Source organism: Streptomyces violaceusniger Tu 4113, assembly GCF_000147815.2.
In the GTDB taxonomy this organism is placed as follows: Bacteria; Actinomycetota; Actinomycetes; order Streptomycetales; family Streptomycetaceae; genus Streptomyces; species Streptomyces violaceusniger_A.
In genome coordinates this window covers 8511190-8534766 of the sequence record NC_015957.1, presented here as the reverse complement: position 1 = coordinate 8534766, position 23577 = coordinate 8511190, and the positions used below count along the sequence as shown (strand labels likewise).

General features: G+C 70.9%; 21 protein-coding genes. 7 read left to right on the top strand and 14 right to left on the bottom strand.

Features of this window, described 5'->3' with window-relative positions; all coding sequences use genetic code 11:
* Nucleotides 1–146: 146 nt before the first annotated feature.
* On the bottom strand, nucleotides 147–857 hold the full coding sequence (locus STRVI_RS34980) for a restriction endonuclease (RefSeq protein WP_014060297.1): 711 nt from the start codon (nucleotides 855–857) through the stop codon (nucleotides 147–149).
* Nucleotides 858–1179: 322 nt separating this feature from the next.
* Here STRVI_RS34980 and STRVI_RS34975 point away from each other — a divergent pair, with 322 nt between their 5' ends.
* Nucleotides 1180–1842 (top strand): ATP-dependent Clp protease proteolytic subunit, encoded by a 663-nt coding sequence (locus STRVI_RS34975; RefSeq protein WP_014060296.1) that lies wholly within the window; start codon nucleotides 1180–1182, stop codon nucleotides 1840–1842.
* A gap of 1 nt (nucleotide 1843) precedes the next feature.
* Nucleotides 1844–2449: a ClpP family protease gene (locus STRVI_RS34970; RefSeq protein WP_014060295.1), complete on the top strand. Its 606-nt coding sequence runs from the start codon at nucleotides 1844–1846 to the stop codon at nucleotides 2447–2449.
* A 48-nt stretch (nucleotides 2450–2497) separates the two neighbouring features.
* Here STRVI_RS34970 and STRVI_RS49155 read toward each other — a convergent pair whose 3' ends face one another.
* Nucleotides 2498–3073 carry a helix-turn-helix domain-containing protein gene (locus STRVI_RS49155; RefSeq protein ID WP_014060294.1) on the bottom strand — a complete coding sequence of 192 codons (576 nt, stop codon included), beginning with the start codon at nucleotides 3071–3073 and terminating at the stop codon, nucleotides 2498–2500.
* Between the two features lie 355 nt (nucleotides 3074–3428).
* Here STRVI_RS49155 and STRVI_RS34960 point away from each other — a divergent pair, with 355 nt between their 5' ends.
* Nucleotides 3429–4964, top strand: coding sequence for an FAD-binding oxidoreductase (locus tag STRVI_RS34960; protein ID WP_251982797.1), 1536 nt, complete (start codon nucleotides 3429–3431; stop codon nucleotides 4962–4964).
* Between the two features lie 96 nt (nucleotides 4965–5060).
* Here STRVI_RS34960 and STRVI_RS34955 read toward each other — a convergent pair whose 3' ends face one another.
* Genes STRVI_RS34955 through STRVI_RS34945 form a run of 3 tightly spaced genes read right to left on the bottom strand, consistent with a single transcriptional unit; the run spans nucleotide 5061 to nucleotide 7004 of the window.
* Entirely contained in the window at nucleotides 5061–5489 is a 429-nt protein-coding gene (locus tag STRVI_RS34955; RefSeq protein ID WP_014060292.1) for an arsenate reductase ArsC, read from the bottom strand.
* Entirely contained in the window at nucleotides 5482–6597 is a 1116-nt protein-coding gene (gene arsB, locus STRVI_RS34950; RefSeq protein WP_014060291.1) for an ACR3 family arsenite efflux transporter, read from the bottom strand. Before arsB ends, STRVI_RS34955 begins: the two co-directional genes overlap by 8 nt.
* Nucleotides 6594–7004 carry an ArsR/SmtB family transcription factor gene (locus tag STRVI_RS34945; protein WP_014060290.1) on the bottom strand — a complete coding sequence of 137 codons (411 nt, stop codon included), beginning with the start codon at nucleotides 7002–7004 and terminating at the stop codon, nucleotides 6594–6596. Before STRVI_RS34945 ends, arsB begins: the two co-directional genes overlap by 4 nt.
* An 80-nt stretch (nucleotides 7005–7084) precedes the next feature.
* Here STRVI_RS34945 and STRVI_RS34940 point away from each other — a divergent pair, with 80 nt between their 5' ends.
* Nucleotides 7085–7561, top strand: coding sequence for an ArsI/CadI family heavy metal resistance metalloenzyme (locus tag STRVI_RS34940; protein ID WP_014060289.1), 477 nt, complete (start codon nucleotides 7085–7087; stop codon nucleotides 7559–7561).
* Between the two features lie 468 nt (nucleotides 7562–8029).
* Here the strand turns inward: STRVI_RS34940 and STRVI_RS34935 are convergent, their stop codons facing one another.
* The gene (locus STRVI_RS34935) at nucleotides 8030–9067 is read right to left on the bottom strand and encodes an MASE1 domain-containing protein (protein WP_106685773.1); all 1038 of its coding nucleotides are present in this window, start codon (nucleotides 9065–9067) and stop codon (nucleotides 8030–8032) included.
* A gap of 395 nt (nucleotides 9068–9462) precedes the next feature.
* On the opposite strand from STRVI_RS34935, the gene STRVI_RS34930 reads away from it, so the two are divergent.
* Together STRVI_RS34930 and STRVI_RS34925 are read left to right on the top strand one after the other, a co-directional pair.
* Complete coding sequence (locus STRVI_RS34930) at nucleotides 9463–11607, top strand: RICIN domain-containing protein (protein ID WP_014060287.1); 2145 nt, start codon at nucleotides 9463–9465, stop codon at nucleotides 11605–11607.
* A gap of 168 nt (nucleotides 11608–11775) precedes the next feature.
* Nucleotides 11776–12558, top strand: a complete 783-nt coding sequence (locus STRVI_RS34925) for an alpha/beta fold hydrolase (RefSeq protein ID WP_014060286.1) — start codon at nucleotides 11776–11778, stop codon at nucleotides 12556–12558.
* Here the strand turns inward: STRVI_RS34925 and STRVI_RS34920 are convergent.
* The 6 genes from STRVI_RS34920 to STRVI_RS34895 form a co-directional block, all read right to left on the bottom strand.
* On the bottom strand, nucleotides 12542–13240 hold the full coding sequence (locus STRVI_RS34920) for a lytic transglycosylase domain-containing protein (RefSeq protein ID WP_014060285.1): 699 nt from the start codon (nucleotides 13238–13240) through the stop codon (nucleotides 12542–12544). The genes STRVI_RS34925 and STRVI_RS34920 overlap by 17 nt on opposite strands.
* 84 nt (nucleotides 13241–13324) lie before the next feature.
* Nucleotides 13325–14014, bottom strand: a complete 690-nt coding sequence (locus STRVI_RS34915; protein ID WP_014060284.1) for a DedA family protein — start codon at nucleotides 14012–14014, stop codon at nucleotides 13325–13327.
* Between the two features lie 217 nt (nucleotides 14015–14231).
* Nucleotides 14232–14714: a DoxX family protein gene (locus STRVI_RS34910; RefSeq protein ID WP_014060283.1), complete on the bottom strand. Its 483-nt coding sequence runs from the start codon at nucleotides 14712–14714 to the stop codon at nucleotides 14232–14234.
* Between the two features lie 139 nt (nucleotides 14715–14853).
* Nucleotides 14854–16827, bottom strand: a complete 1974-nt coding sequence (locus STRVI_RS34905; RefSeq protein ID WP_014060282.1) for an FAD/NAD(P)-binding protein — start codon at nucleotides 16825–16827, stop codon at nucleotides 14854–14856.
* A gap of 148 nt (nucleotides 16828–16975) precedes the next feature.
* Nucleotides 16976–18715, bottom strand: a complete 1740-nt coding sequence (locus STRVI_RS34900; protein WP_014060281.1) for an alkaline phosphatase D family protein — start codon at nucleotides 18713–18715, stop codon at nucleotides 16976–16978.
* Between the two features lie 106 nt (nucleotides 18716–18821).
* The gene (locus tag STRVI_RS34895) at nucleotides 18822–19490 is read right to left on the bottom strand and encodes an HNH endonuclease family protein (RefSeq protein WP_014060280.1); all 669 of its coding nucleotides are present in this window, start codon (nucleotides 19488–19490) and stop codon (nucleotides 18822–18824) included.
* 826 nt (nucleotides 19491–20316) lie between these two features.
* On the opposite strand from STRVI_RS34895, the gene STRVI_RS34890 reads away from it, so the two are divergent.
* Nucleotides 20317–20898, top strand: a complete 582-nt coding sequence (locus STRVI_RS34890; RefSeq protein WP_014060279.1) for a TMEM165/GDT1 family protein — start codon at nucleotides 20317–20319, stop codon at nucleotides 20896–20898.
* Between the two features lie 694 nt (nucleotides 20899–21592).
* Here the strand turns inward: STRVI_RS34890 and STRVI_RS34885 are convergent.
* Together STRVI_RS34885 and STRVI_RS46695 are read right to left on the bottom strand one after the other, a co-directional pair.
* The gene (locus STRVI_RS34885; protein ID WP_014060278.1) at nucleotides 21593–22243 is read right to left on the bottom strand and encodes an HAD-IA family hydrolase; all 651 of its coding nucleotides are present in this window, start codon (nucleotides 22241–22243) and stop codon (nucleotides 21593–21595) included.
* A gap of 154 nt (nucleotides 22244–22397) precedes the next feature.
* On the bottom strand, nucleotides 22398–23450 hold the full coding sequence (locus STRVI_RS46695; RefSeq protein WP_014060277.1) for a peptidoglycan-binding protein: 1053 nt from the start codon (nucleotides 23448–23450) through the stop codon (nucleotides 22398–22400).
* Between the last annotated feature and the right edge of the window lie 127 nt (nucleotides 23451–23577).

Sequence of the window (23577 nt, the reverse complement as noted above, 5' to 3'; positions counted from 1 at the left end):
CTCGGCATGGGTCGAACCTGCTTGTGACGGTAGGCCCGTGATGCTGTGTGTGTCACGGGTCGCGCACAAGACCGCCCGTATGAGGTCCTGACCCGCATCGCCCGCCGGACCGTGACCGGCATGGGCCGGTCGGCTGGGGCGGGAGCTCATCGAGGGCGGGGGTGGCCCGGGCCGGGTGTGTCGGGTGGGGCCGATGCGCCGGGTCGGCCCTGCGGTCGCGGGCCCGTCGCGGGGCGGGCGGCTGTGCCCCGGCCGTCCCTGGCGCTTCGTGGCCTACGGCCGTTGCCCGCCCCGTTGAGCGGGATCAGCGACTCCAAGGTGGAGCCCCGCACCCAGGCGCCGAGGAGGTTCCGGTGCATGGCGAAGATCTCGTGCTTCACGGCGAGCTTCTCCGCCTCCCGGGTGAAGTCGCAGGTGGCGACGAACACCGCTACGTCCGCGGCGTGTTCGGCCTTCGCGGTGCCGAGGAACTTCTGCATATCGCCGCTCGGCACGGTGCGATGGGGTGCGTAGTGCTTGCACTGGATCACCAGCCGGCGCCCGTCCGGCATCCGGCCGACGACGTCGGCGCCCAGGTCACCCGACTTGCCGGAGACGACGACCTGGGTGCAGCCGTCCCGGCGGCACAGCTCCGCGACGTACCGTTCGAACCGCTGCCAGGTCATGGCGTCGACCTCGGCCATGGACCGCTCGCGTGCCGCGTTCTCCTCCTCGGTCTGCCAGGCGCGGTGTTCCGCCACGGTGCGCAGATGCGTTCGCCGCAACCACCAGCCGATGCCGCCGAGCAGCCCCACGAGGGCCACCCCGACGACGTACGGCCACACCGTCTTCCAGGCCACGGCCAGCGCGAGGGCCATGACCGCGCCGCCGCTCCAGGCCGTGCGGCGCTGCCGTGCCTTGGCTCGCCGTAACGCCGCTTTACGTCGCTGTCGCCCTCGCCGTTGCCCTTGTCGCCGCACGGTCATCGCGCCCGCCCCCCTGTCGGCTCGTTTCCCGGCAGTCTCCGGAATGGCGGGACCGCCCCGCAAGACCGCCTTATGGGCCGCCGGACCGGGTCTGCCATGGGCGAATCTGCTGCGGGCCGAGATTCCTTACCGCGCAAGCGAATTGGGCCGATGGTGAAAGGACCGCGGCGGTGTGGGTCGCGGTACTCACAGACGGCACTCACAGGGAGGTCCGATGGGAACATTCGGAGCGTGCGCCACCGGCTGGGATCCGGGATCGCATCCGCGAGCCGCGGAGGGGGAAACGGCTCCCACGCGGTTCGACGATCATCTCGCCTCGCAACTGCTGACACAGCGCATCGTCTTTCTCGGCACGCAGGTGGACGAGGTGTCCGCGAACCGGGTGTGCGCGCAGATGCTGCTGCTGTCGGCCGAGGACCCGCGGTCGGACATCAGCCTCTACATCAACAGCCCGGGCGGTTCGGTGACGGCGGGGCTGGCGATCTACGACACGATGCGGCTGATTCCGAACGACGTGTCCACGCTCACCATGGGATTCGCCGCGAGTATGGGGCAGTTTCTGCTCACCGTCGGAGCGACGGGAAAGCGCTACGCACTGCCGAATTCCCGCATCATGATGCATCAGCCGTCCGCCGGTATCGGCGGGAGCACGGCCGATATCGCGATTCAGGCCGAGAACCTCGAATTCATGAAGCGGTCGATCGAGCGCATCACGGCGGAACACACCGGACAGAGCGTGGAGACCATTTCGCGCGACGGCGACCGCGACCGGTGGTTCACGGCGGAGCAGGCGAAGGAGTACGGAATGGTCGACCGGGTCCTGGAGTCCCTCGCGGACGTACGGCCGGCCGGTGCGCGACGCAGGATGGGGATCTGACATGGGGCAGTACACGATTCCGACGGTCGTCGAGCGCACCACGCAGGGGGAGCGGGCGTACGACATCTACAGCCGGCTGCTGTCCGAGCGGATCATCTTTCTCGGCACGGAGATCGACGACGGTGTGGCCAACGTCGTCATCGCGCAACTGCTCCACCTCGAATCGTCGAGCTCGGAGCAGGAGATCGCGATCTACATCAACTCACCGGGCGGCTCGTTCACCTCGCTGATGGCGATCTACGACACGATGACGTTCGTGTCCGCGCCCATCTCGACGTTCTGCGTAGGGCAGGCGGCCTCGACCGCGGCGGTGCTGCTGGCCGGGGGAGACCCCGGGCGGCGGTTCGTGCTGGAGCACGCCCGGGTGCTGCTGGGGCAGCCGGTGAGCGGAGGGCAGCAGGGCACCGTCTCGGACCTCAGTCTGCAGGCCAAGGAGATGCTCCGGATCCGCTCGCAGGTCGAGGAGGTGCTCGCCCGCCATACGCCCCACGACGCCGCCACGCTCCGCGCCGACATGGACCGCGACAAGGTCTTCACGGCGCGGGAGGCGGTGACGTACGGGCTCGCCGACGAGGTGCTGAGCCGGCGGGCGGGCAGGGGGTTCTGAGGGGCGGACAGCCGGTGACCCGGAAGCGGAGCGTCGGGCGGCGGTATCTCAGGCGGCGAGCCGTACCTCGCCCTGCCGCCCCGCGTGCCGGGACCCACGGTCCGTGACGGAGGTGGCGGACGTGGCAGAGGCGACGGACGTGAGGGACGCGACCGACACCGCCGCACCGTCGCGCCGCCGCCGCGGACCGGAGACCAGACGGATCAGCTCGCCCTGGGCCATGGCGAGGAGGTCGGCGAGGCTGAGGCCGAGCGCGCGGGCGGCGGCCGCGAGAACCTCGGACGACGCCTCCTTGCGGCCCCGTTCGAGTTCGGAGAGATACGGCATCGAGATCCGCGCCGCCTCGGCCACGTCCTTGAGCGTGCGCTGCTGAGCGAGCCGCTCGCGCCGCAGCACGCCTCCGACGAGATCCCGCAGCAGGGGCTCCTTCACCGGCTCCCGGCCGGACTGCTCCCGTCGGACCGGGGCGCCCGGGGCGCCCGGGGCAGTCGGGGCGGCCGGAAGGGCAGGGCCCGCCGCGGGGGCTCCGGCGGCCCCGGCGGTGGCTCCCGCCTGGGAAGCCGGGTCCGCGGTGGCCGGACGCAGGGGAATGACGCGGGCTCGGTTCGACGCGTGGCTGCTCACCCCCTCAGGGTAGGAGCGTCACGCCCGACGGGAAGGGGGCGGCGCTCTGCCCTTGGCGAACCGCTCACGCGTTCGACCCGCGGTGGCCGCCGCAAGCCCGCCCGCCGTAGTCGGCGACGTTTCCACGGGCCGGTATCCGGTCGTGACCATCGCACCGATAATGCGAACACAAAGCCCGGTCGTATCCACTCGGCTGGGCTAATTCCTGCCCGCCCGGAAATATTCATCTTCAGTAAGCTGTCAGTGCCTCAATTAGCGTGTCGGGTAACCCTGATTCGATCACTCCTGTTACTGTGCGGCCCCCAGAGATCGTACACAAGGAATTGAACTCGCCAGCAGGCGCACACTATTCGCCTTGGCCGAATGCTGGCGTAGCTCGGTCGAGAGGATACGAACCATGCACGACTTTTCTCGCCGCCGCCTGCTCAGGACATCGGCGGCCGCTGGCGCCGCCGCGGTTGTTCTCCCGGGCATCGTGGCCGCGGAAGCCCCGGGCGCGAGCGCCGCGAGCGCATTGTCGGGAAGCGCGAAGAGCCGGCCGGCGAAGCTGACCGGCCGCATCGTCACCCCCAACGACCCCGGGTACGCGGATGCGAGCCTCGGCTGGGACGAACTCTTCGTTCACTATCCACTCGTCATCGTCTATGCCCAGAACACCCAGGACGTGGTCAACGCCCTCACGTGGGCGCGGCAGCACGACGTCGCGCTGCGGGTACGCAGCGGAGGCCACAGCCTTGAGGGCTGGTCGAATGTGGACAACGGCATCGTGATCGACGTCAGCGAGTTGAAGTCGGTCCACATCGACACCGCCTCGCGTACCGCGACGGTCGGCGCCGGGCTCAACCAGTTGGAAGCGGTGACCACGCTCGCGGAGAAGGACCTCGCGGTCACGACCGGAACGGAGGGCAGCGTAGGTCTGTCCGGTGCCACGCTCGGCGGCGGCTTCGGCTTCCTCACCCGCTACCTCGGCATGGCCTGCGACAGTCTGACGGCGGCCGAGATCGTCGTCGCGTCGGACCCCGACTGCGCCAAGGTGGTCACGGCAGACCTGAAGAACAACTCGGACCTGCTCTGGGCGCTCCGCGGGGCGGGAAACGGCAACTTCGGGATCGTCACCTCACTCACCTACAAGGCGGCTCCGCTCAAGAGCGTCGCTTATCTGCAGGCGACCTGGGACGGCATCAGGGACCTGCAGAGAGTCTTCGACGCATGGCAGCGTACGGGACCGAGCGCCGACAACCGCCTCGGAACCCAGCTCGAGGTCCACCGGAACGAGATCCTGCTGTTCGGGGTTCTCGCGGAAGGGACGGCGGCAGAGGCGAAGAAGCTGCTGGCCCCGATTCTGTCGATCGGCAAGCCCGAGGTCTCGGTGCAGATCGGTAACTGGGGCGACGTATACGCGGGATTCCAGATTCCGATCGAGGACGAGCCCGCGAACTGGAAATTCTTCTCGCAGTTCACCACCGAGCCGTTCCCGAAGAAGGCGATCAGCCTGATCGCCTCATTCATGCGCGACGCCCCCACGGATGCAAGCAACTTCTTCACCCAGGCGTTCGGCGGGGCGGTGCGGAGAGAGCCACGTGGCGGCACGGCGTTCCCGCATCGCAACGCGCTTTTCTATTCCGAGCCCGGGGCCGGCTGGGGGACTCGTGGGGTACCGGGCAGCGGCGACGAGCTGACCCCAGTGGCCCAGGCCTGGATCGCCGAGTTCAGCCAGGCGCTGCGGCCTTACGTGAACGGCGCCTACGTCAATGTGCCGAACATCGGAATGCAGGATTGGGAAACCGCCTACTGGGAGTCCAACTTCGACCGGCTGCGCAAGATCAAGGCGAAGTACGACCCCCACAACGTCTTCCAGTACGAGCAGAGCATCCCGCCCGCGTCATGCTGACCGGCATTCGCCTTCGGGACCCCTGCCGCTCAAGCCCTTGGTCCAGACGACCACTTGGCCGTCAGGAGGGTGACCCGGATCGCTTCGACGCGAGGGTCACCCGCGGCCTCCTGCGGTGAGGTCGCTGACGAGGCTTTGGACGCGGGAACGGATGTCGTCGCGGATCGGCCGGACAGCGGTAACGCCCTGCCCGGCCGGATCGTCCAGCTTCCAGTCGAGGTAGGTCTTGCCGGGGAAGTAGGGGCAGGCGTCGCCGCAGCCCATGGTGATGACGACGTCCGAGGCTTGCACGGCTTCGGCGGTCAGCACCTTGGGGATCTCTGTCGCGATGTCGATGCCGACTTCCGCCATGGCTTCCACCACGGCGGGGTTGACGTGCTCGGCGGGTGCCGAACCGGCGGAGCGGACCTCGACGCGGTCGCCCGCGAGGTGGGTGAGGAAGGCGGCGGCCATCTGGGAACGGCCCGCGTTGTGGACGCAGACGAACAGCACGGATGGCGTCTCGGGGGTCTGGGGGTCAGACACGGGCGGAACCTTCCTGGGCGGGAGCCTGTTCGGCGGCCATGGTGGTGGGCCGGGGGAAGTAGCGGCGGGCGGCGAGGGCCACGTAGACGAGGCCGATCAGGACCGGGACCTCGATGAGTGGGCCGACGACTCCGGCCAGGGCCTGCCCGGAGGAGGCGCCGAAGGTCGCGATGGCGACGGCGATGGCGAGTTCGAAGTTGTTGCCCGCAGCGGTGAACGCCAATGTCGTGGAGCGTGGGTAGTCCAGTCCCACGGCCTTGCCCAGTGCCATGGACCCGGCCCACATCACGGCGAAGTAGACCAGCAGCGGCAGCGCGATCCGCGCCACGTCCATCGGCTGTGAGGTGATCGCTTCGCCTTGGAGGGCGAACAGGACGACGATCGTGAACAGCAGCCCGTACAGGGCGAACGGGCCGATGCGCGGGATGAGCTTGGTCTCGTACCAGGTCCGGCCCTTGGCCCTCTCGCCGAGGCGCCGGGTGAGGAAGCCTGCCACCAGGGGGATGCCGAGGAAGATCAGCACGCTGCGGGCGATCTCCCACACGCTGATGTCGAGACCGGTCTGTTCCAGGCCGAGCCGGCCGGGCAGCACGGTGAGGTAGAACCAGCCGAGCGCGGAGAAGGCGATCACCTGGAAGACGGAGTTCAGGGCGACGAGGACGGCGGCGGTTTCCCGGTCGCCGCAGGCCAGGTCGTTCCAGATGATGACCATGGCGATACAGCGGGCCAGGCCGACGATGATCAGGCCCGTCCGGTACTCCGGCAGGTCCGGCAGGAGCAGCCAGGCGAGCGCGAACATGACGGCCGGGCCCAGGATCCAGTTCAGCGCGAGCGAGGGGAGCAGCAGGCGCCGATCCCGGATGACGGTGTCGAGGCGGTCGTAGCGGACCTTGGCCAGGACGGGGTACATCATGACCAGCAGGCCCAGCGCGATGGGCAGGGAGACGCCGGTGACGGTCACCTTCGCCAGCGCGTCGCCGAGGCCGGGGACGAGCCGCCCCAGGCCGAGGCCGGCCGCCATCGCCAGCAGGATCCACACCGCAAGGAACCGGTCCAGGAACGACAGCCGGGCCGCCACCGGTCCGGCCTGGGGTGCTCCGGTGGTCATGAGGCCGCCCCGGCGGTGGTCTTCCCGGTCTGCTCGGGGAGCGGCCGGCCCGCGGGGCGGGTGAGGACCCCGGCGAGCCGGTCGGTCATCTCCGGCAGCAGCCAGTAGTAGACCCAGGTGCCCCGGCGCTCGCAGTCGATCAGGCCGGCCTGCCGCAGCAGCTTGAGGTGGTGGGAGATCGTCGGCTGCGACAGATCGAAAGCGGGCGTGAGGTCGCATACGCACACCTCGCCTCCGGCCCGCGAGGCGATCATCGACAGCAGCCGCAGCCGTATCGGATCGCCCAGGGCCTTGAACACCTTCGCCAGCTCCTCCGCCTGGTTCTCATCCAGCGGGGCGGCCAGCAGTCCCGGGCAGCAGCCCTCGACTCCGTCCTGGCCGAGGACCTCAAGCTCTTGTTTCGACATGCTTCTATGTTGACGTTCTTCGATTCAGGACGCAAGGTTGCATCGACAGGCATCGATGCAACGAGATCAGGGGGATCGCCATGTCCCGCGTACAGCTCGCCCTCAACGTCGCCGACCTTGAGGGATCCATCGCGTTCTACTCCCGGCTCTTCGGAGTCGAGCCGGCCAAGCGCCGCCCGGGGTACGCCAATTTCGCCATCAGTGAGCCGCCGCTCAAGCTCGTCCTGATCGAGGGCGAACCCGGCCAGGACACCCGCCTGGACCACCTCGGTGTCGAGGTCACCTCCACCGATCAGGTCACCGCGGCGGCCGGCCGCCTGAAGGACGCGGGGCTCGCCACCTTCGAGGAGAACGACACCACCTGCTGCTACGCGCTGCAGGACAAGGTCTGGGTGCACGGCCCCGGCAAGGAGCCCTGGGAGGTCTACACCGTCAAGGCCGACGCCGGGCAGATGGGCAAGAGCCCCGCCCTGGACACCGGCTCCGGCGGCTGTTGCGGTGGGCAGGTAGGCGATGAGCCTGCTGGCTCCGGTACGGACTGTGGATGTGGCAGCTGAGAAACGGCCCTCCGTCCGCAGCGGGTGGGCAGTTGGTGGGTGGCCCGGCCGACGTCGCGGACGTCATCTCCGCGGCGACTGAAGACCGTCCGCTCGTCACCGTGCTGACGACGACAGGAGTGGTACACGAGGGCAGTTGCGTCTCGACGCTGCCGCTCACGGTGCCGTGCACCTTCACGCAACGGCGCACACCTCGGTGATCTGACCGGCACCAAAGCTGAATGTCAGTGCCGGGCCCTAGCGTGTGGCTGTCCTTATTCACGCTTGCTGGGCTGCTTGCGTACTCGGACACGGCGGTGGCCGGGCCCAACAGCGCGGGCCCGGCCCCCGGCGGAAGGCCAGGGGCCGGGGGCCGGTTCCCCGGCTCAGGAAGTGATCCGCAGCTCCGGCGGATAGCCGGTCCAACCCGCTTCCAGTCGCCCGGCGCCCGGTGCCCCTTCCCTGCGGCGCCGTCGGACGACCGGCCCGCTATCGCCGGTCCGTGGACTTCCGGTCGCCTTCGGGCGGGCGGGGCTCGTCCGGGGCGAGGCGGAAGACGGCTTCGGCCAGTTGGGCGCAGACGTGTTCGATCTGGCGGCGGGTGGCGTTCCGTTCGGCGATGATCGCCGACAGCAGCAGGGCCGTCAGGGCCGTCGAGCCGTTGAACGCCTGGAGGGTGACCATCCGGGCCGGCAGCGAATGGTGGGAGAACGGACCGGTGCCCTCCGCCGTCGCGGCGATCGCGAGGACCGAGACGATGAGCGAGCACGGGGCGGCGCCCGCGAGTTGGAAGCGCAGGGCGGCCCAGATCAGGAAGGGGAAGACGAGGAAGAGCAGGCTGACCTCCGCCCGCGTGGCGACCAGGGTGACGGCCGCCGTGCCCAGCAGCAGGGCCGCCGCCTCCAACAGGCGGTACGCGCTGACGCCACGGGGCAGCCGGGCGCGGTGAAGCAGATGGTGGAGCAGGCGGTGGAGCACCAGCAGCAGAGGGGTGATCACCAGCACGCCCATCGCGTCGCCCGTCCACCACACCGACCAGGCGGTCCAGAAGTCACCCACCGGGAGCGCGCCCGACACGACGAGCGCGGCGGTCCCCACCGTGGCGCTGATCAGCATGCCCGCCAGGGCGCCGAGGAAGACCAGGACCAGCGCGTCCCGCAGCCGGTCCAGGGCGGGCCGGAAGCCCACGCGTCGCAGCAGCAGATACGAGCAGATCGGGGCCAGGGTGTTGCCCACGACGATCGCGAGGACCGCCAGGGGCGACGGGCCGATGGGGGCGTTGACCGCGACGGCGCCGAGGGCGATGCCCGGCCAGGCCATGGGGCCGAACGTCAGCAGACAGGCCAGGGCGATTCCGGTCGGCGGCCACAGCGGGGTGACCTGATCGCGCACCAGCTCCTGCAGCAGTCCGATCCAGGCGCCCGCGTAGTAGAGGGTGGCGACGGCCACGAGCCGCAGCGCCGTGGCACCGTGGCGCCGGAAACCGTTGTTCCGCCGGATCCCCATATCGCGCGCCACAGCGGCCATCCCACTACGTGCGCCCCGGGCCGACGCGGCTGACACGCGGCCACCGGGTCGGGCTCGCCCGTACGCAGCACAGCCCTGCCCGTACGCAGCACGGCCCGCACAAATTCACGGCTTGGCTTAAGGCTCGTATTGACACCGGAATCCCATGGTCATACCGTCCTCAAAGCCGCGGTACAGACCAACCAACCAGCCGGTGACGAGGACTCGTTGGAACGCGCCGCGACCGCCCTGTGACCGCACCGGGGCGCTCTTCCCCCACCCCATGAGGAGAGGCTTCCGTGATGCGAGAACCGGCACGATTCGCAAGACGCTCCAGACCCCCAAGACCTCCCGGACCGCCAAGACCCCCCAGGTCCCCCAGATCCCCGAGACCAGCTCTGCTGGCCGTCGTCGCCATGCTCACCGCGCTGTGCGGCTCGCTGGCGACGGCGCCCGGGGCGAGTGCCAAGGCCGCGGCGCTGCCGACGGGCTGGGCCACTGCCGTCAACAAGGGCAGCGGCAAGTGCGTGGACGCGCGGGGTGCGGCGACGGCGAACGGCACCGCCGTCCAGCAGTACGCCTGCAACAACTCCGCCGCCCAGCTCTGGAAGTTCGAGGACACGGGCGACGGCTATGTCCGCGTCGACAACCGCAATGACGCCGCCCAGGCGTGGGATGTGGCGGATGTGTCCACGGCCGACGGCGCCGCCGTCCAGCTCTGGACCTACAGCGGCGGCGACAACCAGCAGTGGCGCGCCGTGGACGAGGGCGGCGGGGCGTATCACTTCGTCAACCGGCACAGCGGCAAATGCCTCGACGTGCCCAGCGCCTCCACCCAGGACGGGGCGCAGCTCACGCAGTACACCTGCAACGGCAGCGCCGCCCAGTCCTTCCAGGTGGCCGCCGCGCCCGAGCAGCCGGGTGACGGCCCGGACCTCGGCCCGAACGTCGCCGTCTTCGATCCGACGATGCCCGCGTCGGCCATTCAGAGTCGTCTGAACTCCATCTTCCAGCAGCAGGAGCGGAACCAGTTCGGCTCCAACCGCTATGCGGTGCTCTTCAAGCCGGGCACGTACAGCGCCGACGTCAATGTGGGCTTCTATACGCAGGTGCTGGGCCTGGGGATGTCACCGGACGATGTGACCATCAATGGCGCGGTGCACGCCGAGGCCGACTGGTTCCAGGGGAACGCGACCCAGAACTTCTGGCGCGGCGCGGAGAATCTGTCGGTCAATCCCTCCTCGGGCACCGACCGATGGGCGGTGTCCCAGGCCGCGCCGTACCGCCGGATGCATGTCCGCGGTTCGCTGCAGCTCGATGACGGGGGCTGGTCGAGCGGCGGGTTCATGGCCGATTCGAAGATCGACGGCCAGGTGCGCTCCGGATCGCAGCAGCAGTGGCTCTCCCGGAACACCCAGTGGGGAAGCTGGTCCGGATCCAACTGGAACATGGTGTTCGTCGGGGCCCTCAACGCGCCCTCGGGGAACTTCCCGAACCCGCCCTACACGGTGGTGAACCAGACCCCGACCGTCCGGGAGAAGCCCTTCCTCTACGTCGACCAGGCGGGCGCCTACAAGGTCTTCGTGCCCTCGCTGCGGTCGAATTCCCAGGGCACCACCTGGGCCGGTGGCGCTCCGGCGGGATCGTCGCTGCCCATCGACCAGTTCTTCATCGCCAAGCCGGGGGTCTCCGCGTCGGCCATCAACGCCGCGCTCGCCCAGGGCAAGCATCTGCTGTTCACCCCGGGGGTCTACCACCTCGGCGAGACCTTGAAGGTGACCCGGCCCGACACGGTCGTCCTCGGCCTCGGGCTCGCCACCCTCGTCCCCGACAACGGTGTGACCGCGATGTCGGTCGCCGATGTCGACGGGGTCAAGGTGGCGGGGCTGCTGTTCGACGCCGGTACGGTGAATTCCGCCGCCCTGATGGAGGTGGGACCGAGCGGCGCGAGCGGCAAGCACGCGGCGAACCCGACCTCCCTGCACGATGTGTTCTTCCGGGTCGGCGGGGCCGGGGTCGGCAAGGCGTCCAAGAGCTTGGTGGTCAACAGCTCGAATGTGATCGGCGACCATCTGTGGATCTGGCGGGCCGACCACGGTGACGGCGTCGGCTGGAATGCCAACACCGCCGCCAACGGCCTGACCGTGAACGGTGCCGACGTCACCATGTACGGCCTGTTCGTCGAGCACTATCAGCAGTACCAGACGATTTGGAACGGCAACGGCGGCCGGACCTACTTCTACCAGAACGAAATGCCCTACGACCCGCCCGACCAGGGCGCCTGGATGAACGGGAACACCCAGGGCTACGCGGCCTACAAGGTGGGGCCGAACGTCACCAGCCATGAGGCGTGGGGGCTGGGCAGCTACTGCTACTTCAACGTCAATCCCGGTGTCGTCGCGGCCCGCGCCTTCGAGGTCCCCGACACCCCGGGCGTCCGCTTCCATCACATGGTCACCGTGTCGCTCGGTGGCACCGGCACCATCAGCCACGTCATCAACAACACGGGCGGGCCGTCCAATTCCGGCAACAATGTGGCGAATCTCGTGAACTACCCCTAGAGCCCCCCGCCCCACGGACGGCCATGTGCCCGCGATACGGCCCCTCCACGGGTCGTATCGCGGGCACGCATATGCGCATCGGGCTTGCCCACCTCTGCGGGAGACGTCACGGTTGAGCCCCACGGGCACGCGCCGCGTCGCCCGTATTCGACTGGGACCGGAGGTGCCATGGGACCGATCGTTCCACCCCTCGTTCCACCGTATGAGACCGTCGGCGACGGGCCGCACCATGTGATGGCGGTGCACGGCTGGTTCTCGGACCGTGCCGCGTACGCCGCGATGCTGCCGCATGTCGACCGCCGCGGGTTCACCTATGTTCTGCCCGATCTGCGCGGCTACGGCGAGGCGCGCGACATCCCCGGCGCGTACACCACCGGCGAGGCCGGGGGCGATCTGCTCGCGCTCGCCGATCACCTTGGCTGGGAGCGGTTCTCGCTCGTCGGCCACTCGATGGGCGGGGCCGTCGTCCAGCGTGTCCTGGCGGCCGCCCCGCAGCGGGTCCGCCGGCTGGTCGGGGTCGCGCCGGTGCCGGCCAGCGGAGTGCCGATGGAGGGCGAGCAGTGGCAGCTTTTCGCGGCCGCCGCCGACCATCCGGAGAACCGGCGGACCATCATCGACCTCACCACCGGCGGCCGTCACCCGGCCGCCTGGCTGGATCTGATGGTGCGCCACTCGCTGGAGCACAGCGAGCCCAAGGCGCTCCGCGCCTGGCTGGACTCGTGGGCGCTGGAGGACTTCCACGAGGACATAGCCGGCGCCCAGGTGCCGGTCCGGATCGTGGTCGGCGCCCACGACCCGGCGCTCACGGCGGAGGTGATGCGGCAGACCTGGCTGCGCTGGTACGTCAACGCCGAGTTGGTGGAGCTGGAGTATGCCGGGCACTACCCCGCCGACGAGACTCCACAGGAACTCGTGCGGGCGGTGGAGGACTTCATCACGGCCGACGCGTAGCCGACGGTGAGGCGCCGGAGGCGGTCGCGGACGGATCGGGGGAGGGCGAGGTGGAAGACGAGACGGACGGTGAGGCGGAGGCACTGCTGGTGTGCTTCGCCTCGCTCCGCTGGTACTTCTCCTCGCTCTCCTGGTACTTGGGCAGCAGATCCTTCAAGATCTTGTCGACATAGTCCTGCGTCTCGAGGATCTTCGGGATGCCGCGGGCCCGAAGCACCGCGTTCGGCCCCGCGTTGTAGGCCGCGAGCGCGAGCCGGGTCGCCCCGACTGTGGTTTTGCTGCCCGGAACCATCTTGACCACCTCGTACAGATGGCACATGTAGCGGGCCTGCGAGGGGATGGCGTCGCGGGGCTCCCAGACATTGGCCTTGCCGTCGCCGTCGCCGTCCTGGCCCCATTCCTTCCAGGTGACCGGGGAGAACTGCGAAATGCCCTGGGCGTGCCCGGAGTCCGCGTCCGGACGCCAGCCGCTCTCCGCGTCGATCTGGGCGGCCAGCAGCGGCACGCTCAGCGGGCTGCAGGTGTGCACCGCCGACTCCACGATGGGGCGCCGGGCCTCGGGTACCACCGGAAGCTCCGGTTCCGAGGGCGCGGTGAGATGCCGTACGACGAGCACCGCGGCGACGACCAGTGCGAGCCCGGCGAGGAACGCCGCGACCAGCCCGGCGGCGCGGGTCAGCATGCCAGAGGCGGTACGGAGGGGGTGCGCATGCAGGGACGGTAGCGGGTCTCGCGGGCTGATCCGTAATCGGTCGCCGACACGGGCCTATCGGGCCTGGTGGACCGGGGGCATGGGCTGCCCGGCGGGTGCCGCGGGGAGCGGACCGGCCGCCTCCGCGCCCGGACGTTTCATCACATACGCCGCACCGGCGCCCGCCGCGAACAGCGCGAGCACCGAGACCGCCGTGCCCAGCCAGGTGGCGCCGAGCCACTGGCCGCCGATATAGCCGAGGGCCACGCTGTACGCCGCCCAGGCGAGCCCGGCCACCGCGGACCACGGCAGGAATTCCTTCACTCTCCGGTGGGCCGCGCCCGCGCTCAGGCTGACGACCGAGCGCCCCGCGGGCGCGAAGCGGGCTATCACCACGAGCGGACCGCCACCGCGCACCAGCGCGGTGCCCAACTTCTCCTGTGCGGAGGTGAGTCGGCGGGAGCGGGCGATGGCGCGGTCGAGCCGGTCGCTGCCGCGCCAGGCCAGCCGGTAGGCGACCATGTCCCCGAGGACGGAGGCGGTCGCGGCGCACAGGATCAGCCCGAACATGGCGGGGAAGTCGGCGGCGTCGGCCTGGCGCACCACGCCGACGGCGTCAACGGTGGTGCCGGCGGCGGCGGTGGCGGCGGTGATGACCAGAACTCCGCTGGGCAGCACGGGCAGAAAGACATCGAGCAGGACGGATGCCCCGATCACCGCATAGATCCATGGGGTGTTGGTCAGCGACCCCAGATGTTCCAACAACGTTCTACTCCCGATCCCGGTCCCCCCGCTGCGCATGTCGCCGGGAAGCGGCAGGCGTCAGCCTGTAACAGCCATACAGCGTACGCCTGCGACTGACGAGGATAACGGTAAGGGGTGTGATGATGTTGTTCGAATCACGCCATGCAGGGCGTTCGGCCCCGCATGGCGTGATCGGTCAGGTGATGCTGAATGTCGGTCGAATGCGGAGAAGTGGCGCCTATCCGACAGTCGACGGCTGGCGTTGCGTTTCGGGCGCCGCTTCGCTTGCGCGGGCCGAGCCGAATATCCGGTCAAGTGCCCAGGGGCCGGGGCCGGTGAAGACGAGCAGCAGCAGCGTCCAGCAGAACATCGCGGCGGGCTCGCCGCCGTTCTGAATGGGCCACAGCTTCTCGGGCTGGTGCTCGTGGAAGTACGCGTAGGCCATCGAGCCCGAGGAGATGAAGGCCGCGCTGCGGCTGCCGACGCCGAGCATCACGAGGGCGCCGCCGACGAGCTGGATCACCGCCGCGTACCAGCCCGGCCAGGTGCCGGCCTCGATGGTCTTGCCGGTGCCCATCATGCCGCCGAACCAGCCGAGCAGCGACGAGGCGCCGTGGCAGAAGAAGAGCAGTCCGACGACGATGCGGAAGAGGGAGAGAACGTACGGCCTGGCGCTATCGAGCGCCTCGCCGAGGGTGCGGGGGGTGGGGGAAGAAGGCATGGGAGGGGAGCTCCTTGCTCCTGGGGACAGGGAACAGCGGAATGCCAGGTTAGGTTCCCCTCACCTTTTGTTGCAAGTTCAAGTTCATGCCAATGTGCGTGCCCCGGGGGCCCCTTCATGGCGCCCGATAAGTCGCTCTTCAGAGCCCCGCCGCGCACATCGGGACACCTTCCTGCGGGATCTCTCCCGTATGCGTCACGCGCAGCGCCGCGCGTGCTACCGCGTCCGTATCGCAGAGGGTGACGGAGTTCACGCCCGGCCGCGCGCCCGCGGCCGTCACCCAGTGGACCCCCTCGGTCGGCACGCCGATGGCGAACCGCCGTGGATGCGGGCGGCCATGGGCGTCCACCACCCGGTAGGGGGCGGTGGTGACATCGAGTCCGCCGGTCTCGTGGCCCTCCACCCGATGCGGACGCCCCTGCCCGGTCTCCAGTAGCCGGATCAGCAACTCATCGGCGGTCCGGCGCACATCAGGCTCCGGCAGCCGCGCCTCGATCAGGGTCGTGGCCACCACCGGCGGACCCGGCACCTCGGCCGACCGCGCGGCGAAACCAGCCCCTTCGGCCCCCGTGTCCGGGCTTTCCAAGGTCACTTCGAGCCGTGGGCCGAGGACCTCCAGGACGCCCGCCTCGATCAGCGCGGCCATCTCCTCGATCCGGCGGCGCGGCGGGCCGATCGAGAGAAAGGCGTTGAGCGGGGTGTACCAGCGGTCCAGATGGGCCCGGCGGGACGCCCCCGTCAGCCCGCCGTGGTCGACGATCTGCCGCAGTTCGTTGCGGAGGTCGCGCAGAACGTCGAGGGCCGCCTTGACCGGGCCCTCGACATTGCCCAGCCGGGCGTGCGCCACATCCTGGTGGGCGTAGGTCAGCAGCCACCGCCGGAACTCGTCACGCCCCGTGAACCGGCGTCCGCGATGCGGCTGGGACACCGCGTCCCAGGACCAGCGCTCCGCGTTCGGTATGCCGTACTCCGTGAGCACGGTGGCCTCTTCGGGGCTGCCGTGCCCGGTGGCCAAAAAGTGACTCCTGAAGCGTGCTGAGGTGAACGGGACGGGGGCGCCGGGCTCGGTCCCGGAGGCTTCCGGGGCCTTCGGGGCGCGGGTATCGGGTGCGCGGAGGGCCAGCAGGGTCTCGTAGTAGACCGTTTCGGCCTCCTTGGCGACCAGCGGCCATATCTCGGCGAGGAAGTCCGGCGGATCGCCGGAGTCCGCGCGCTTGCGGAAGTGGCCGAGTACATCGGGGGTCAGCAGCAGCGGGGTGTGCCGGCCGCACGGCCCCTTCGCGTTGTCGCCCCGCGCGTGGTACGGGATGCCGCGCCGCGACCCCGCGTACAGCCGTGGCTCGCGCCCCGAGGGCCGGTAGACCAGACCGCCGCGCGGATGCGGTGCGAACGTGCCGCCCCGGCCCGCTGTCAGCAGCGCCATATGGTCGAAGAAGTTGAGGCCGAGACCGCGCAGCAGCACCGGTTCCCCCGGCGCGATGGGCGACAAGTCGACATCGGCGGGGTTGGCGGGCCGGTAGTAGCGCAGCCCGTGCCGCTCCGCGTGGGCCGCGTGCCGCCGCTCCGTGGCGTCGGTGGCCGCCGGCAGATGGCCCTGCGCCAGGACGACCGCGCGCAGCCCCTCCAGACGGCTCCCGTCGTCCAGTGTCAGCACCTGCTCGCCGTCGGCCCGTTCCTCCAGCCGTACGGCGCGGGCCCGGTGCGTCCGGACGGTCACGGTCTCCGGCGCGCCCCGCACCACCTCGCCGAAGACCCACTCCAGATAGCGGCCGTAGAGCGCGCGGCTCGGATAGTCGTCGGGGCCGAGACCGGGCGCCAGACCGCGCGCCGCGACCCATTCGTACAGGCTCGGCCCGGTCCGTACCGGTCCGCCGCATTCGACGCTGGCGTCGGTGAACAGGGTCACCTGCGAGGCCACGGTGTTCATCAGCAACTCGGCCGGCTGGGCGGTGCGCCACACCCGTCCCGCACCGGGCGGTGAGGGGTCCACCAGGTGCACCGTCAGCGGGGTGCCGGGCGTCAGTTCCGGGGCCGAGGCGCACAGGCGCTCCAGCACGCTGGTGCCGCGCGGCCCGGCGCCGACGACGGCTATCGCGTGAGAGTCTCCGGCCAAGGTCGTGTCTCCCGGGGCAGATGTGACGCAGGATGCGCGCCCATCATGCCGCTCGCTCCAGGTGAATCGAGCCGCTCTCCGGAACCTACGGCTCCGTTGTGGGCTGTATCACGTGACGTACGGCACGGAACGGTACCCAAGGGACCGACTACCCGGCCCAGTCCGTCTCCAGCGCCGTCACCAGCCGGGCCCCGCCGCCCGAGGCGTCCGACCGCGCCTGGTCCAGCCGCAGATGGGCGCTACGGCCCTGGAGGGTCAGCGTCATGAGCTGGTTGCCGAACCAGGGCCCGCCCGTCTTGTGCCAGGTCAAGCGGGAGCCCGGCACCCGCCCATGGCGCCGGAAGAGCCGGCCCAGGGCGCGGCCCGCCGCGCTCCAGCCGAAGCGGAAGCCGAGCCGGATCGAGGCGTAGATGCTGTTGTGGACCGGCGAGCAGGTCAACTGCCGCACCTGGCTGCGGGGCGGCGGGGACGACCACCGCGACCAGTCCGGGGCGGCGACATAGGCGTGGTGCACATCGCCGGAGAGCACACTGATCGTGGCCGGTGCCCCCGGTGCGCCGCCCACCTCGGCGATGGTGTCGGTGAGCGCGTCGAAGGACTCGGGGAACGCCGCCCAGTGCTCCAGATCGCCGCGCTGCCGCAGGTCCTCGGCGATCCGCGCCCAGCGCCCACCGCGTCTGCCGCCGCACACCGAGGCGTTCCACGCCTCCACGTCATGCACGAAATGCGGCAGCAGCCAGGGCAGCGAGGTGCCGAGCAGCAGATGGTCGTAGCCGCCGAAGGCCCCGGGCTGTTCCTGGCCGGGGGTCCCGGGCTCTTCCCGACCGGGGCGGCCCCCTGGCGTACCGCCCGCGCCCTCCATGGCCTGCTCACGCACCCAGGCGAACTCCTTCTCGCTCAGCATCGCCCGCCGGCCCTCCTCCAGCACCCGCGCCGCGCGGGTGTCGACCATCAGCAGCCGGGTGCGGCCGAAGTCGCGGCGGTAGCTCCAGCGGGTGTACGACGGATCGGCGTCGGCGCGGGTGGCGAACTCCCGCAGTGCCTCGGTGCCGTCGTCGGCCGTGCGCACCTGCGCGTAGAGCGGGTCGGCGGCCAGTTCGGTGGGGGAGAGGTTGCCCAGGTGCTGATGGACCCAGTAGGACATCAGGCCGCTCAGTATCCGCTCCCGCCACCACGGGGTGGCGCGCATCCGGCGCTGCCATGCCTCGCTGGTGTTCCAGTCGTCGATGACATCGTGGTCGTCGAAGATCATGCAGCTCGGGACGGTGGAGAGCAGCCAGCGCACCTCGGGGTCCAGCCAGGACTCGTAGTAGAGGCGGGTGTACTCCTCGTAGTCCGCGACCTCCTCGCCCGGCGGCTCGCTCAGATCGCGGCGGGTGGCCAGCCAGCGGCGGGTCTCGGCGGAGGTCTCGTCCGCGTACACCTGGTCGCCCAGCAGCACCAGCACATCGGGGCGCGGGCGCTCGGGGGCGCCGGCCAGCGCCTGCGCGAGGGTGTCGAGCGCGTCGGGCCCGACGGGGTCGTGGGAGGCGTCGGAGGGCGGCGCGGCCCACCGGCAGGAGCCGAAGGCCACGCGCACGGGCGCGTCCGTCCCCGGGGCGGGGGTGCGGATGGTGCTGTCGGGGAAGGGGGAGTCGGGCAGCGGCCAGACCTGCTCACCGTCGAGCAGCACCCGGTAGGCGGTCTCCGCGTCCGGCCGCAGCCCGGTGACCGGGATCAGGGCGTAGTGGTGGCCCGCGATCTGCCAGGTGCGGGCGGTGCCGCCCGCACCGTCGGCGCACCGCACCTGGGCCTCACAGGGCCGGTCGGCCTCGACCCAGACGGTCGCGCCGGTGCCGGTCTCCCAGTCGACCTGGCGCAGTAGTGGTCCCAGGCGCAGCCCGGCCATCCGGACCTCCTCCGTCGTTCTGTGATGTGCTGGTCATGCGTACGGTACGGAACGACGGAGAAGGTGCGGCGGTTCCACCCGGCGATGTGCCGGTCGGTGTGCCGTCTCAGCAGCCGTTGAGGATGCCGCTGAGCGCGGACTTCTCGGCCGAGTCGAGGCTGAGGTCGTAGGTGTACTTCACCGAGACCCACATGCGGGCGTACATGCAGTGGTAAGCGGTCCGGGGCGGCAGCCACTCGCCGGGGTCCTGGTCGCTCTTGGACTGGTTGACGTTGTCCGTCACGGCGATGAGCTGGGAGTGCGTCAGGTCGTTGGCGAAGGCCTGGCGCTGGGCGGTGGTCCAGCTATTGGCGCCGGACTTCCATGCCTCGGCGAGCGGGACCATGTGGTCGATGTCCACGTCGCTGGAGGCGGTCCAGGTCGCGCCGTCGTACTCGGAGTACCAGGAGCCGCTGGTGGCCTTGCAGCTCGAGTCGGTCTGCACGTTGGTGCCGTCGCGCTTGAGGACTTCCTCGCGGGTGTCGCAGGAGCCGCTCTGGGTGATCCAGTGCGGGAACTTGTCGCGGCTGTAACCGTCGGTGGTGCCCTCGGTCTTGACGGTCAGCGAGGCGAGCTGGGTGCGGGCGGTGGCGGCGCTCGGCGGGGTGGGCGGGGAAGCCTGGGCGGTGGGCCCGCTCATGACGATCGTGCCCAGCAGGGCGACGAACCCGCCGAAGACGGAGGCGCGACGCGCGTAGACGCGACGGCGAGTGGGATGACGGTGCATGTCTGACATGCGAACTCCCTTGAGGGTGGGGGTCGTTGGCCGCTGTGCCCGGCCATGCTTGCGACGCCGGGTTTACGTGGGGTGGGCGCCAGGTAACAGAGTGACGACGCGGTCATGTCAACGCAAGGGGTTCCGGGAGGCGGTTGGGGCCACGTATGCGATCCGGCGCGGGCATCGCGCGCCGCGCGGTGGCGGCGTGTTGGCCGCGTGGTTCATGCGCCCGCCCACGCGGCGGTGGGCGTTTGCCGCCGGTCGACGCGGCGGGCGGGGTGGGGTGCTTGCCGCTCTGCTGTCGGCTGCCGTCGGCCGCTGTCGGCATCGCGGCTCGCGCCCGAGCGCTGCGGCGAGGAGGGGACTGGGCTCGCCCTCGGGCTGCCGGACCGGGCGCCCGGCGAGAGAGCGTCCGCCCGGCGACCTCGGAGTGTGGGGCTGGTCACACTTCCCGGCGGCTTCGGCGGCAGGGTGCCGGGCGGCGCCTCAACCGTGCCGGCAGGCGCGGGGCGGCTGTTCGTGCCGATCGCGGAGGACGCGGTGCGGCTGTTCGTGCCGATCGCGGAGGACGCGGTGCGGGTGGGGCAGGTGGCCCGGGCGGCGGGCGGGCCGGAGGTTTCCCGTATCCTTGTCGGCAGCAGAAGGGGAGTAGCTCCTCGCCGGACCGTCGACATACTGCCCGCCCCTCGAGGTGCGGGCCGGCGCCCGGAGCGTACGGGACCACCGCGTGAGGCGGAGGCCGTGCGCCAGCGAGACCTTCGGCCGCAGTGTCCGACGCTGCCGTGCCGAAGCGATCCCTCCCCGGGGCCCTTGGGTGCGGCCCGATCTACGAGGTATCCATTCCGTGTTCAGCATCACCGTCGCCGCCGTGGTCTTCGGCGTCGTCTTCCTCGCCGAACTTCCCGACAAGACCGCCCTGGCCGGGCTGATGCTCGGCACCCGCTACCGCGCCTCGTACGTCTTCGTCGGCGTGGCCGCGGCCTTCGCCCTCCACGTCGGGCTCGCCATCGCGGCGGGCAGTGTGCTCACCCTGCTGCCGCACCGGCTGCTGCAGGCGATCGTGGGGGTGCTCTTCCTCGGAGGAGCGGCGATCCTGCTCTTCAAGAAGGACGACGGGGAGGAGGAGGTCCGCAAGCCCGCCGACCAGAGCTTCTGGAAGGTGTCGGGGGCGGGCTTCATGCTGATCCTGGTCGCCGAGTTCGGCGATCTGACCCAGATCATGACCGCGAACCTCGCCGCCCGCTACGACGACCCGCTGTCGGTGGGCGTGGGCGCGGTGCTGGCGCTGTGGGCCGTCGCGGGTCTGGGCATCGTGGGCGGCCGCACCCTGATGCGGTACGTACCGCTCCGGCTGATCACCAAGGTCGCGGCCCTGGTGATGCTGGCGCTGGGCGGATTCAGCCTGTACGAGGCCATCGCGGCCTGAGCGGCCCGCACGCCCGGGCGTCCCGGGGCGCGCCCGGCTGTCCGGGGCGTGCTCCTGGGGCGCCTGGGGCGCCTGGGGCGCCTGGGCGCGTGTGGGCGCTGTGGGCGTGGCGCGGGGCTGAGCGTGGGTGCGGGCGTGGCGTGGCGCTGAGCCCGGAAGCCGGGGGCGTGGCGCGGCGCTCAGCCCGAGATGCCGGGGGCGTGAGGCGCGACGCTCAGCCCAAGACGCCCGCGGAGTGTGGGGGCATGGGGTCCGGGAGTCGGGTGATGGGCCGTGGTGCTCAGCCCGAGAAGCCCGGCGGGGGTGGGGGCATGGGGCCCGAGATTTCCGGGGGAGCGTGGGTGGTGGCGCTGAGCCCGAGACGCCGGGGGAGTGTGAATCCCGGCGCTCAGCCCGAGATGCCGGGGGCGTGAGGCACGGCGCTCAGCCCAAGACGCCCGCGGAGTGTGGGGGCATGGGGTCCGGGAGTCGGGTGATGGGCCGTGGTGCTCAGCCCGAGAAGCCCGGCGGGGGTGGGGGCATGGGGCCCGAGATTTCCGGGGGAGCGTGGGTGGTGGCGCTGAGCCCGAGACGCCCAGGGGAGTGTGAATCCCGGCGCTCAGCCCGAGATGCCGGGGCGTGAGGCGCGACGCTCAGCCCGGGAAGCCCGGGGGCATGGGACCCGAGAAGTCCAGGGAAGCGAGGATCCCGGCGCTCAGCCGGAGATGTGCAGGCGCAGGGTGCCGTCGGGCAGTGCCTCGACCCGTACCTGCTCCAGGTCCCGCACATGGGCGTCCGGGGCGTGCGCGGCGGCGCGCGGGCCGACGCCGACCACCCGCATCCCGGCCGCCCGGCCCGCCGCGATGCCGACCTCGGAGTCCTCGAAGACGACACAGTCGGCGGGGGCGAAGCCCAGCTCGGCCGCGCCCTTGAGGAAGCCCTCCGGGTCCGGCTTGCTCGCGCCGACGCACTCCGCGGTGACCCGCACCTCCGGCATCGTGAGCCCGGCGGCGCCCATCCGCGCGCCGGCGAGCCCCTTGTCGGCGGAGGTCACCAGGGCGTGCGGAAGGCCGGCCAGCGAGGCCATGAAGGCGGGCGCGCCGGGCACCGGCACGACGCCGTCGAGATCCGTGGTCTCCCACTCCAGCATCCGCTGGTTGTCGGCCAGGTTCTGCTCGACCGGACGGTCGGGGAGGAGTACCGCCATCGTCGCGTGGCCCTGCCGCCCGTGGACGATCTGGAGCACGCTCTCCGCGTCCAGCCCCTGCTCGGCCGCCCACCGCCGCCAGCAGCGCTCGACGACGGCGTCGGAGTTGACCAGGGTGCCGTCCATGTCGAGGAGGAGTGCGCGGGCGGTGAGCGACATCGGGACTCCTGGGCGCGAGCGCGGAAAGAAACACAAGCGGCTCCGCCCGCCGGTCAGGGGAAACGGGCGGAACCACTTTGTTCCTTCACGATACAAAGCGAGGCCCATATGCGCCAGGGGGGGTCCCGCCATGGCTCGTCTCTGGGGCTCGTCTCTACGGCTCCTTGGTCCTGGATTCGAGGTCGCGGCGGGTGTTCTCGCCGTAGACACCGTCCGGATCGCCCGTGATGTCGTGCTGGTCCTGGTAGCTGGACACCACCCTCCGCACCCCGCCGTCGTAGTCCCCGTCCGCCGCGCCGATGTAGAGCAGCAACTGGGACAGCCGCTTCTGCAGCTCGGCCACCTCGGGCCCGCTGTCGCCCTCGCGCAGCGCGGGCGGGCCGGTGGGCCCGGGGGGATCGGACGGGGCGGAGGTCGGACCGCCGGAGGCGGTCGGCCCGGGCTTCGTCGCCGAGTCGGTCGCGGAGCCCGACGCCGAGGGGTGGGCGGTGGCCGAGGGGCCGGTCTCGCTCGGGGACGCGCTCGCTCGCGTCGAGCCGGACGCGGACGGGCGGGGCGTGGCGCTCGACGACGGGGCGCCGGACGACGGGCCGTCCCCCGCGGCCGGCAGCTCCTCCTCGACCGGGGCGCTGGCGGTGCTGTCGGCCAGCGCGCGGTCGCTCGCGCCCCCGCCGCCGCCGTCCTCCTTGTGGTCACCGCCGAGCAGACCGGTGCCGACCGCCAGCGAACCGGCCACGGCCACGGCCGCCGCCCCCGCGAGCACGGCCGCCACGACCTTGCGCTTGTTCTTGCGGTGCCGGGCGGGGCCGGGTCCCTCCCCCGGCGCGTCTCCGTCGGCCTCTCCGCCGACGCCTCCGACGGCGGCGCCTCCGACGCCTCCGACGCCGACGGCAGCGCCGTCCGTCACCCCGTCCCCGCCGGGTCTCTCCTCGACGCGGTCGATCAACCGCGTCTCGTCGGTGTCCCCCTTCTCCGCCTCCTCCTTCTCCGCCTTCTTCCTCTCCGCCTCTTCGAAGAGACGCAGATCACGCGGATCGGGCCCGCCCGGGCGCTCCTCCGAGAGCGCCAGAACGGGGTGCGGACGGGTCTGGTCTTCGGTCTCGCCTGGCGCCGCGGTGGACGCGGCGGCGCGTTCGGCACACGTACAGCCGGGGCGCCCGTTGGCGCGCGCCGGTGCGAAGCAGTGCGGGCAGGATTCTGCCGTCACGGAACTTTCCCTCCCTGGAGTTCGCAGCGATTATGCGCATCCGATCCCCTTCCGCGCAGGTGTTCGCCCGCCGTGCGGACCGGCACGGCGGGCCGTAACAGGGCATAAAGGTGAGGATGGGGTGAGG